Annotated in this window: 7 protein-coding genes; 3 read left to right on the top strand and 4 right to left on the bottom strand. The window is 70.2% G+C overall.

Annotation, left to right across the window (positions count from 1 at the left end; translation table 11 throughout):
- Positions 1 to 229 precede the first annotated feature (229 nt).
- Complete coding sequence (locus tag ABZX90_RS41310) at positions 230 to 1921, top strand: carbohydrate binding domain-containing protein (RefSeq protein ID WP_355213426.1); 1692 nt, start codon at positions 230 to 232, stop codon at positions 1919 to 1921.
- A 113-nt stretch (positions 1922 to 2034) separates the two neighbouring features.
- Here the strand turns inward: ABZX90_RS41310 and ABZX90_RS41305 are convergent, their stop codons facing one another.
- The 4 genes from ABZX90_RS41305 to ABZX90_RS41290 all read right to left on the bottom strand — a co-directional run bounded on the left by ABZX90_RS41305 (position 2035) and on the right by ABZX90_RS41290 (position 8667).
- Positions 2035 to 4794, bottom strand: coding sequence for a bifunctional YncE family protein/alkaline phosphatase family protein (locus ABZX90_RS41305; protein ID WP_355213425.1), 2760 nt, complete (start codon positions 4792 to 4794; stop codon positions 2035 to 2037).
- A gap of 4 nt (positions 4795 to 4798) precedes the next feature.
- Positions 4799 to 6184, bottom strand: coding sequence for an ABC transporter permease (locus tag ABZX90_RS41300; RefSeq protein WP_351119131.1), 1386 nt, complete (start codon positions 6182 to 6184; stop codon positions 4799 to 4801).
- On the bottom strand, positions 6181 to 7122 hold the full coding sequence (locus ABZX90_RS41295) for an ABC transporter ATP-binding protein (RefSeq protein WP_355213424.1): 942 nt from the start codon (positions 7120 to 7122) through the stop codon (positions 6181 to 6183). Before ABZX90_RS41295 ends, ABZX90_RS41300 begins: the two co-directional genes overlap by 4 nt.
- Before the next feature lie 207 nt (positions 7123 to 7329).
- Positions 7330 to 8667 (bottom strand): 6-phospho-beta-glucosidase, encoded by a 1338-nt coding sequence (locus ABZX90_RS41290; RefSeq protein WP_351119129.1) that lies wholly within the window; start codon positions 8665 to 8667, stop codon positions 7330 to 7332.
- A gap of 469 nt (positions 8668 to 9136) precedes the next feature.
- On the opposite strand from ABZX90_RS41290, the gene ABZX90_RS41285 reads away from it, so the two are divergent.
- Positions 9137 to 10804 (top strand): histidinol-phosphatase, encoded by a 1668-nt coding sequence (locus tag ABZX90_RS41285; RefSeq protein ID WP_355213423.1) that lies wholly within the window; start codon positions 9137 to 9139, stop codon positions 10802 to 10804.
- A complete protein-coding gene (locus ABZX90_RS41280) occupies positions 10804 to 11652 on the top strand; it encodes a hypothetical protein (protein ID WP_355213422.1) in 849 nt (282 codons plus the stop codon). Before ABZX90_RS41285 ends, ABZX90_RS41280 begins: the two co-directional genes overlap by 1 nt.
- Positions 11653 to 11740 lie beyond the last annotated feature (88 nt).

Here is an 11740-nt window from a genome sequence, read left to right as displayed (position 1 = left end):
CGGCTCGATCCGGTCCCACATCGCATCAGTGATCACTAAACGGACGGACACATCCGATCAACCGGCCAACCGATCAAAGAGACACGCTCTAGCCCGCCTAGCCCGCCCGGAAACTCCCTACCGGTCTGGACCAATTCCGCTCAGTGTCTTGACACCGGGATTGGTCCATACCAACTTGGTTGCGCACCTCTCTGTACTCCCGAACACCCCCATTTCCCAGGGAGATCGCGTGCGCATCACACAGCTCAGACGTTCCAGACATCGCTTCCTCGCCCTGCTGGGCACGGCCGCGCTGGCCCTCGCAGGGGCGGTCGCCCTGCCGGGTACGGCTCAGGCGGCCAACATCCTGTCCAACCCCGGCTTCGAGACGGGCAGCCTCGCCCCCTGGTCCTGCTCCGGCAACCTGGGCTCGATCGTCTCCAGCCCCGTGCACGGCGGCTCCAAAGCCCTTGCGGGGGCGGCGAGTTCGAGCGACAACGCGCAGTGCACCCAGACCGTCTCGGTCCAGCCGAACACGACGTACAGCCTCTCGGGCTGGGTCCGCGGCAGCTACGTCTACCTCGGCGTGGACGGCGGTGCCTCGACCTGGACGACGTCCCCGTCGGCGTACAGCCAGCTCAGCGTGTCCTTCACCACCGGTGCCTCGCAGACCAGCGCCAAGATCTACGTCCACGGCTGGTACGCGCAGGGCACCTACTACGCCGACGACATCAGCCTGGACGGTCCCGGCGGGGGCGGTGGTGGCTCCGACACCCAGGCGCCGACCGCGCCCACCAACCTGACCTCCACCGGCAAGACCTCCTCCAGCGTGTCGCTGTCGTGGGGCGCGTCGAGCGACAACGTCGGCGTCAGCGCGTACGACATCTACAGCGGTTCCAACCAGCTGCTCAGCGTGTCGGGCACCAGCGCCACGGTCAGCGGGCTGTCCCCGAGCACCGCCTACTCGTTCACCGTGAAGGCGCGGGACGCGGCCGGGAACACCTCCGCGGCCTCCAACTCCGTGAGCGTCACGACGAGCGCGGGCGGCGGGGGCGGCACCGGTTTCAAGCAGGCCGCTCCCTATCTGTACGAGGGCTGGGGCGATCCCCCGAACCCGACCACGGTGATGAACGCGACCGGGATCAAGTGGTTCACGATGGCGTTCGTCCTCGACTCCGGCGGCTGCAACCCGGCCTGGGACGGCAGCCGGGCGCTGACCGGCGGCGTCGACCAGACGGCCATCAACCAGATCCGTTCCGCGGGCGGTGACATCGTCCCGTCGTTCGGTGGCTGGCAGGGCAGCAAGCTCGGCGCCAACTGCTCCTCGGCGAGCGCGCTCGCCGGTGCTCTGCAGAAGGTGATCGACGCCTACAGCCTCAAGGCGATCGACATGGACATCGAGAACACCGACGAGTTCGAGAACGAGGCCGTGCAGGCACGGATCCTGACCGCGCTGAAGACCGTCAAGGCCAACAACCCCGGCCTGAAGACGATCGTCACCTTCGGCACCTCGACGACCGGCCCGACCTACTACGGCAACCGGCTCATCGAGCAGGCGCAGTCCCTGAACGCCAACATCGACGTCTTCACCATCATGCCGTTCGACTTCGGCGGCGGCTCCGACATGTACGGCAACACGGTCAACGCCGCCGAGGGGCTGAAGACCAAGCTGAAGTCGACCTTCGGCTGGGACGACGCCACGGCCTACTCTCACATCGGCATCTCGGGCATGAACGGCCTGTCCGACCAGCAGGAGAACACCACCCCGGCGATCTGGACATCCATCCGTGACTGGGCGAACGGTCACCACATCGCCCGGCTCGCCTACTGGGCGGTCAACCGCGACCGGTCCTGCCCCGGCGGCGGCGTGGTGAGCAACTGCTCCGGCATCAGCCAGAGCACCTGGCAGTTCACGTCGATCACGGCCGGCTTCACCGGCTGAGAACGGCCGCGGGACAGTACGGTGGGCCGTCCGGGGAATCCGGACGGCCCATCGCGTCACGCTCAGCCGTCAGCCACTGGCCATCAGCGGTCAGCCGTCAGCTGTTCAGCCGTTCAGCCGTCGGACTCCGACGACGGGATGTAGGCACCCGGCACGTCCTGGGGCGCGAAGATCTCGTGCTCACCGGGGTACGGCTTGGTCCACCCGTGCGTCTCGTACCACGTGAAGTGGTTCATCTGCGCGGGGTTCGCGAAGTCGGGAATGGCGTTGGGCCCGGTCAGCCGCTGGTGCGACTTCCAGTCCTCCCACTTCCCCGCCAACGCCCGCTTGTCCGCCGGCACCTTCGCCGACGGCACCGCCGCCGCGGCGGGGTTCTGCGGTGCCGGGGTGTCCAGACCGCAGGCGGGCGGGGTCTTGAGGCCGTCGGTCAGCGAGGTCCGGTTGGGCAGCGCCTCGAACGGCGTGAAGTCCGCGCGCCGGGTGAACGCCGCACGCATCGGGCTGGCCGCGCTGTCCTTCTGGTTCATCGGGTGGATCCCGAGGATCTGCTCGATGGTCCGGATCATCGTGATCTGCGAGTAGTAGTGGCTGTCGACGATGCCGTGCCGGGCCCAGGGGCTGATGATCTGGACCGGGGCACGGTGGCCGTCGACGTGGTCGAGGCCGGCCTGGGAGTCGTCCTCGACCACGAAGATCGCCGAGTCCTTCCAGTACTTGCTGTGCGAGATCTCGTCGACGATCCTGCCGGTCGCGAGGTCGTTGTCCGCGACCTGGGCCGCCGCGTTCGCCGGGCCACCGGTGTGGTCGCTGGAGAGCCAGAACATGTTCAGGTCCGCCGGCCCGTTCTTCTCGAAGTCACGCTTCCAGATCTCCTCCCGGTAGATGTCCGGGACGCTGGTGTCGAACTTCGGGAAGCCGTGCACCGACACGTCGTTGAGCGACGGAATCGGCGAGGACGAGTTCAGGGTGTACGCGGTGTCCTGCCCGGTCGACGCCATGTTCTTGGAGTCGCAGTACAGGTTCTGCCAGCTCGCGTCCGCGGGCTTGGTCAGGAACTGCTGGAACTCACCGAAGTCGCGCGCCGACTTCCCCGCGGCCTGTGCACCGGTCCAGATGAAGCCGGTCCGCTGGTGGCCGAGAGCGTCGTCCTCGGTGTCGTAACTGCGCGCGTACTCACCGGCGGAGGACTCGGTGTACTCCGGATCGTCCGCCTGCATCAGCCAGTTGTGCCCCTCGGCCGAGTTCGTGCCGATGTCGTACGTGTTGTCGTACAGCCCGAACTGCTCGGCCATCGCGTGCTGGTTGGGCGTCACGTTCTCACCGAACTGCGCCAGCGACGGGTCGCCGTTGCCCTCCGGGACATCCCCGAAGACCTGGTCGTAGGTCCGGTTCTCCTTGACGAGCAGGAAGACATGCTTGATCGTCGAGGGATCGCCGAGCCGCACCGGCACGGGCACCGGCTTCACCTGGCCCCTGCCCTTGGACAGGGCGACCGCGCCCCGGTTCCAGCCGTTCTGCTGGAAGACCTTGGCCGTCCGGGACCTGATGACGCTGTCGTCCGGGAGGGTGAACCGCTGCACGCTCGACGTCGTGTCGTGCGTGCCGTGCCCGGTGCTGGTGGTGGGCCGACGGGCGTCGATGCCACGGGTGTTGGAGACCACCACCTCCTTGCCGACGGTGGCGATCTCCGCGGGGAAGTAGTCCGTCGGGAGCAGGCCGATGTAGCGGACCGGCTCCTGCGGGGTCCGGTAGCGGTAGACGGCCACAGCGTTGGCCCGGCCGAGCGTCACGAGCAGGTGGCCGTCGTCGGTGAGTGTCACCCCGTCGGGCTCGTAGCCCACCGACGCCTCCGGCCACGGCTGGGTGGCGACGGTCTGGACGACCTTGTCCTTGACGGTGTCGATGACCGACACGTCGTTGGTCGCGGTGTTGGTGACGAACAGCGCCTTGTTCTTGGCGTACAGGGCGGTCGGGTGCAGACCGACGTGGATGCTCGCGACGGCGGTGGCCGGGTTCGCCAGGTCGATGACGCTGACCGTGCCGGTGGTCGTGGCGGCCGTGACCGGATCCGCCGGCACCTGGGTGTTGTAGGAGTTGATCGTGGTGTCGCCGGGCTGCGCCGGACGCCCGCCCTCGTTGCTGACGTAGAGCTTGGTCCCGGCCAGGGCCATGTCGCGCGGGGCGTTGCCCACGGCCCAGCTCTGGCGGACGGTCCCGGTCGCCGCGTCGATGGCGACCACCCGGTTCTGGCCGTTGACCGCGGAGTACACCGTGGAGCCGTCGGGCGAGAACACCGCCTCACCGACCAGCGCGTGCTTGGGCCCGTCCGCCGGGATCGGGACGAACGTCGGGCTGGCGACGGAGCCGTCCGGGTTCACGGTGAACCTCGTGTAGCCGTCGGTCTGGCCCAGCCAGAGCTGCGAACCGTCGGGCGAGTACGTCGGGCCTTCCTGGCCCACGCTGTTGCCGCTGATGCGCGGGACCGACGACGCGGAGCTGCCGACGAGCTGCTGCACCTTCCAGTTCTTCAGGTCGACGATCGACAGCGCGCTCCCGCCGTCGGTGACCGAGGCCGCGAGGTGGGTGCCGTCCGGACTGACCGAGGACGACATGATCTTGCCGTTGTTGACGACGAGCCGGTCACCGTACGGGGCGATGTACTGGTCGCTGGAGACGACCTGACCCCGGTCGGTGATCTGGCCGACCTGGTCGGTGCCGAACTGATGGGTCTGGGCGAATGCGGCACCGGCGGCGACGAGGGCGAGGGCGGTGGTACCCGCCGTCACCAGAGGTATCCGTCTGCCGGTGCGTCTGCTGCCGAGGGCGCCCGAACGCTTCTTCTCGACACGCCGACGGCGGCGCGTTACCTGCATGGAGTCATCCCTTCGAGGTGGCGAGCAGGTCGACGTTGCCGTCGAACTGCCACAGCGGGTTCGGTGCGTCCCCGGTCGGCGTACGGACCAGGAAGTAGCCGTTCACCTCCTTCGGTCCGTCCCCGTCGGCCATGAATCGGCCGTCCGGGGTGACATCGAGCTGGTAGACGGCCGTCCCCACGGCCTCGACGCCGGGCAGGTGCCAGGAGATGACACAGCGCCAGTCGTTGCCCGGCCCCTCGGCCGCGACCTTGACGCTGCCCTTGTCGCACGACGCCGTGACCCTCAGCTGCGCCTCCGTGACGGCGGGGCGGTTGAGCTGGCCGGTCTGCAGCCGGTACAGGTGGGCGAACGCCGTGGCGGCCGAGCGCTGCACCTTGTCCTGCTCGATCCCGGAGCCCGTGGCCCCCGTCGTGACGCCGACGACCGCGACCGTCACGGCGACCAGCCCGACGAGCGGCAGGACTCCGGCGGTGACCGCGCTGCGCCCCGAGCCGTCGTAGGCCGAGGCGGTGAAGTCGCGCCGCATGAAGAGCACATGGGCGGACACGGTCGCTGTCACCGCCCACAGCAGGCTGACCACGATGCCGATCAGGAGCGGGCCGAGCTGTGCGGGGCTGGTGAACAGACCGTTCCAGGCGATGAAGGCGTAGCTGGGCAGGGCGAGGCGTACGGCGACGGGGAGCGGCATCATCTGGGCGAGCTGCATCGCGAGCGCGACGAGCGCGGGCAGCAGCAGTCCCATCGGGGAGCGCCCCAGCGTGACGGACCCGAGCAGTCCGATCGCGGCGAGGGCCAGGGTCGGGGCGAGCACACAGAGCCAGGCGAGCAGGACCCGGCCGGCGGCGTCCGCCGGCGCCAGCAGATGGCCGTCGAGGCCCACCAGCGGCTGGTCGCCGACCGCCACGACCCCGCCCACGGCGCTGGAACAGACCAGCCCGGCCACGAGCAGCAGGATGACGGTGAGGCCGGCCAGTGCCTTCGCCCCGAAGATCCGTCGAGGCGAGCGGACCGCCACGAGCAGGTGGCGCCAGGTGCCGAGCCGGTCCTCGGAGGCGAACACGTCGCCGGCGACCACCGAGGTCAGCAGCGGGAGCGCCCAGGTGCCCGCGAAACCGAGCATGACCAGCGCCCCGGCCCACCCCGTGGCGTGCATCCAGCGGCCGAAGAGGGTGTCGACGGGGAGCGTGCTCTGCCGGCTCACCGCGGCGACGAACAGCGCCGGCACGATCCAGCAGGCGAGGACCAGCAGGCGGATCCGCCATTGCGAGACGAGTTTGACCAGCTCGAAGCGGTAGGCACGAGCGACCGAGACACGCGGGGCGGCGGCAACGTCTTCCGCCTGGCCCTGTGCTCCGAGGTCACCGTCCTCGGTGATGGTCGCGGTCATCCGCCGGTCTCCTTCTGCTCGGTGAGGGCGAGGAAAGCGGCTTCGAGCGGCGACACGACGGGGGCGAGTTCACGCAGCGCGATGCCCGCCCGTACGACCCGTACCACCAGTTCGTCGAGGGAGGGCACCAGCGCGCGCACGACGAGCAGGTCGGCGTCGCGCCGTGCCCCGGCGTCGTCGACGACCCGGATCCCGGCGGTGTCCAGGGCCAGCCGCCGGGCGGCCTCCGGGTCGGAGGTGAGCAGCCGGTAGTCGAGTTCGCGGTTCTCGGCGGCCAGTTTGCTCAGCGGGCCGGAGAAGACGACCCGTCCGGTCGCGACGATGGTGGCCTCGGAGCACAGTGCCTGGAGGTCGTCCATGCGGTGGCTGGACAGAACGACGCCGGTTCCGTTCGCAGCCAGCCCGGTGAGGACACCGTGCACATGCTTCTTGCCGGCCGGGTCGAGGCCGTTGGACGGTTCGTCGAGCACGAGCAGCCGCGGCCTGGTGAGCAGGGCGGCGGCGAGTCCCAGCCGCTGACGCATGCCGAGGGAGAAGCCGCGGGTCTGGTCGTCGGCGACATCGGTGAGCCCGACCTGGTCGAGCACGTCGTCGACCCCCGCCGCCCGCGCCCCCTGGCCGCGGAGAGCGGCCAGGGCGGCGAGGTTCTGTCGGGCGGTCAGCGAGGGGTAGAGACCGGGCCCGTCCACGAAACCGGCGACACCGGCGGGGGCGGCGAGCGCGCGCCTGACGGGCGTGCCCAGGATCTCCAGGCTGCCTTCGTCGGCGACGGCCAGGCCCAGCAGGAGACCGAGCAAGGTCGTCTTGCCGGCGCCGTTCGGTCCGACCAGACCGTGGATCTGGCCCTGCGCCACATCCAGATCGACGCCGTCGAGTGCGACGACATCGCCGAAACACTTGCTGATCCCACGAGCCCGGACCGCGAGGGGTGTGTCCATGAGTCCCTTTCTTCGAAGCACTGGAAGCACTCGAAGCACTCAGGGACCTTAGGGACGGTACACAACGCGGGCACAGGCGCCCGGTTGAACGCGCAGGGAACGGATCGTCAAGGCGTCGGCAAGTCCGGGTGCGCAAAGCGGCTGTCATCGACACGGACTTGGGCAACAGCTGCGGGCACCGGGTTCCCGGCGGAGTCTGATCGGTCTCTACTTCAGGTAACCCAGGCCGGGGTGGACGGCCGTGTAGCCGTCCACCAATGCGCGTGCCACGTTGACGGAGTCGACGAGCGGGTGGAGGGCGAAGGCCTTGACCGCGGTGGCGCGGGACCCCGACTCGGCGGCGGAGAGCACCTCCCGCTCCACCGCCTTGACGGCGCACACCAGTCCGGTGGCGTGGTCGGGCAGCGGGTCGACGGTGACGGGGTGCGCGCCGTTGGCGTCGACGAGGCAGGGCACCTCGATGACGGCCTCGGTGTCGAGGGCGCCCAGTGTGCCGCGGTTGCGGACGTTGAGGATCAGGGTGGCGCGTTCGTCGCGGGCGATGGCCCGCATGAGGGCGAGCGCCACCTTCTCGTAGCCGCCGGAGAGGTCGTCGGCGTCGCGTTCTCCGGCACCGGCCGCGTCCCGGTTCTCGGCCATGTACGTGGCCTCGCGCTCGGCGCGTGTGCGGTCCCAGGCGCTCAGGGCTGCGGCGTCCGGGCTCTTCATCTCGTCGTAGAACCGGGCCTGTTGGTCGCGCAGGAACGCGCCGCGTGTCTGGTCGGCCTCCTGGTAGGCGCGGACCGTCTCGCGGTTGAAGTAGTAGTAGTGCAGGTACTCGTTGGGGACGGCGCCCAGCGACCGGAGCCACTCCGGGCCGAAGAGTTTTCCCTCCTCGAAGGAGCCGAGCAGGGCGGGGTCGGCGAGCAGTCGCGGGAGTTCGTCGCGGCCCGCGACGCGCAGGCCCCGTACCCAGCCGAGGTGGTTCAGCCCGACGTAGTCGATCCACGCCTCGCGCGGGTTCACGCCGAGGACCTTGGCGATCCGGCGCCCGAGGCCGACCGGCGAGTCGCAGATGCCGATCACGCGGTCGCCGAGGTGGCGGGACATGGCCTCGGTGACGAGCCCGGCGGGGTTGGTGAAGTTGATGACCCAGGCGTCGGGTGCGAGCCGGGCCACCCGCCGCGCGATGTCCACGGCGACGGGCACCGTGCGCAGGCCGTACGCGATGCCGCCGGCGCCGACCGTCTCCTGGCCGAGGACGCCCCGGTCGAGGGCGACCCGCTCGTCCGCCGCGCGCCCCTCCAGGCCCCCGACGCGGATCGCGGAGAAGACGAAGTCGGCGCCGCGCAAGGCCTCGTCGAGGTCGGTGGTGACGGTCACCTCCGGCGCGTCGGGGTCGCCCGCCGCCTGCTCGGCGAGGACGCGGGCCACGGCGGAGAGCCGTCCCGCGTCCAGGTCGTGCAGCACGACCCGGGTGACGCGGCCCTCGGCGCGGTCCCCGAGGAGCGCCCCGTACACGAGCGGGACGCGGAATCCACCGCCGCCCAGAATGGTCAGCCTCACGCAAGTACCACCTTTGCAGTTCGTGCGGGCGCGGGTCGCGCGGCGTGTGATCTCGCCACGACCACCTGGACGCCCTCGTCTTCCGGGGACCAGCGTGTCACCGCGTCCACGGACTCGTACGTCACCACCCCGTCGCGTCCCGGTCCCACGGCTCTCGCGGTCCCGTCTCCCACGCCCGGGGCGACAGCGAGCTCGCCGACCACTGGGCCGCCATCGAGTGGACCCCGGAGCTTCAGGGCGGTTTCACGCGGGGGTTCTGGGACCGAGGCATTCTCCAACGCGTGAACGGCGGAAGATCGGCTGGGCGCGGTGTCGTCGGGCCCCGCGACAACGATGGCAAGGCGCCACGCAACCGCCGGGCTCACGCCGGCGACCGCGCTGCGGACATGGCCGCCGCCACCCACGACGCACCGAACGCGCCTTCCCCGTCACGTCGTTCATGAACCACTGACCTAGGGACCACACGACCATGACCGAGCAGCAACTGCCCGCCTGGGCCGATCCGTCCGTCTCCCCCGCCGCACTGGATCCGCAGGGTGTGTCGCGGCGCGGGCTGCTGCGCGGCGCGGGCCTGTTCGGGGCGGCCTTCGCGGTCGGCTCGCTCGCCACGCCCGCGGCGGCGTCCGGAAGAGGGTACGGCGGCAGCGATCCGCGCCTCGCGTATCTTGTGGGCGACCATCACATCCACTCCGTCTACAGCCACGACGCGAAGTACACGTTCTCCCAACTCGCCCGGGCCGGGGCCTCGTACGGGCTCGACTGGATGGTCTTCAACGAGCACTCCAACTTCGGGCACGCCTCCTACGGCGCCCGGCTGGAGCACCAGGAGATCCTCAAGGCGCGCGCCGCGAACCCCCGACAGCTGCTCTTCCAGGGTCTGGAGTGGTACATCCCGGCCGCCGAGCACGCCACCGTCTTCGCCGCCCCGGGCCCGCACGAGGTGGACCTCCTCACCCGGTTCGAACTCGCCTACGACGGGAAGCTGCTGGGCTACACGGCGGGTTCGCCGGCCAGTCCCGACACGGCCCGCAACGAGGCTCACGCCGTCAAGGCGATCCAGTGGCTGGCCGAGCAGCGCCGCACGGGATACGTCGACGACGTGCTGGTCCTCGCCAACCACCCGTTGCGCCTGGGTATCGACTCCCCGCACGAGATGCGCAACTGGCGCGACGCGGCCCCCGAGATCATGATCGGCATGGAGGGCGCTCCCGGTGCCCAGGGCGGCGGCATCCCCGGCTGGGTCGGCTCGGGCCAACAGCGCGGCGAGTACGTCAACAAGCCGTCGGAGAACTCCTTCGCCGGCTATCCGGAGAACGCGTACGTCCTGTACGGCGGCTTCGACTGGATGACGGCGACGGTCGGCGGCATGTGGGACGCGATGCTCGCCGAGGGCCGGCTGTTCACCATCACCACCAACTCCGATGTGCACCGCGTCGTCTTCGACACCTGGAAGAACGGCGACTGGGCGCCCGGACAGAACTTCGACAACACCGGGCACGTCCCCGACCCGGTCAACACCGACACCCAGCAGCCGGGCGGCGACTTCTGGCCCGGACAGTTCAGCCGCACCCATGTCGGCGTCACCCGCTACGGCTATCGCTCGGTGATGGCGGGTCTGCGCGCGGGCCGGGTCTGGCTGGACCACGGCCATCTGCTGGACGGACTCGACGTCCGCCTGAAGCGGGACCGGGACCACGGGGCGGGTGTCACCCTGGGCGGCCGGATCCGCGTCCGCAAGGGCGACAGACTCACCCTGTCGGTCACGGTGACGACAGCCGCGCGCCCCAACGCCCAGGGCATTCTCCCGGAGTTGGCGCATGTCGACGTGATCCGCGGCGCGGTGCGCGGTCCGGCGACCGACCGCGACACCTGGCGGGCCCCGGACACCAGGGTCGTCCGTACCGAGGACGTGAGCGGCCGCAAGGGGACGTACACCCTGCGCATACCGCTGACCGCCGGGGACGAGTCCTTCTACGTCCGGCTGCGCGGCAGCGACGGCAACAGGAACGGCGCCGGATTCCTCGGTGCGGCGATCGACCCGCACGGCCCGATTCCGCACGTGCCCGGAGACGGTGACCCGTGGGTCGACACATGGTTCTATTCCAACCCGGTGTTCGTCGATGTGGAAGGCTGCTGATGAAGCGTCACTTCGTGTCCCTCGCCTGCCTGTTGGGCGCGTTACCGCTCGGCATGAGTACGTCGGCCGCAGTGGCCGCCGAGCCCGCGTGGACCGAGACCGGCACGTCCTACGTCGACTCGCTGAGCGGGGGCCAGGGACTGGCGAGCCGCGCGGACGGCTCACTGCTGCACCGCGGGCTCGCCTCCATCCCCCTCGGCCTGCGCATCAAGGGCTGGAACCATGTGGGTGACCCGGACATCGCCCAGGGCTATGTGTTCGACGCCTACCAGGGGCCGGACACGACGACCTCGAAGATGTTCGCCGTCACCACGCCTGCCGGGAAGCGCTCCGAGTACGTCCACCAGCTCGACCCGGGCGAGAAGCTGAACAACTCCTTCGCGACCGTGTCGCCCGACGGGCAGTGGCTGGTGTCGGGCGAGTGGGGTGACCAGAACCGGCTCCAGGTCTTCCCCGCCCCGCTGCTCAACCCGTCGACCCCGCCCACCGGCGGCGCTCTGCCGCAGGCCGGGCAGATCACCCTCGACAAGCCCGTCCGCGACATCCAGGGCTGCGACTTCGTCGACGCCACCCGGCTGCTCTGCGCCTCGGACGACAGCTCGCGCACGCTGTTCCCCGAGGACCGGCCGCTGCTTCAGGTCGACCTGGAACGGAAGGTCGACGGCGGGCCGGTCACGGGACACGTCAGCAGCCTCTTCGCCCTGCCGCAGCGCAGCCTGTGCACGGACGGGACGTACGAGGCGGAGGGCGTCGACTACGACACGTCGAGGGGGACGCTGCGCGCCGAGGTGGTCCAGCCCGGCACGTGCGCCGTCGCGACCTCGGTGTACGCCTACCGGCTGCGCTAGCCGCGCCGAGGAGTCCGTCCGGGTCGGGGTCCCCGAGCATCGGACGGAGAACCGCGACAGGCTCTGCGGGACGGCGGCGGGCTGCCCG

Source organism: Streptomyces sp. NPDC002935, assembly GCF_040611295.1.
In the GTDB taxonomy this organism is placed as follows: domain Bacteria; phylum Actinomycetota; class Actinomycetes; order Streptomycetales; family Streptomycetaceae; genus Streptomyces.
Note: the sequence above shows the minus strand (reverse complement) of the source record. Positions and strands in the feature narration are given on the sequence as shown.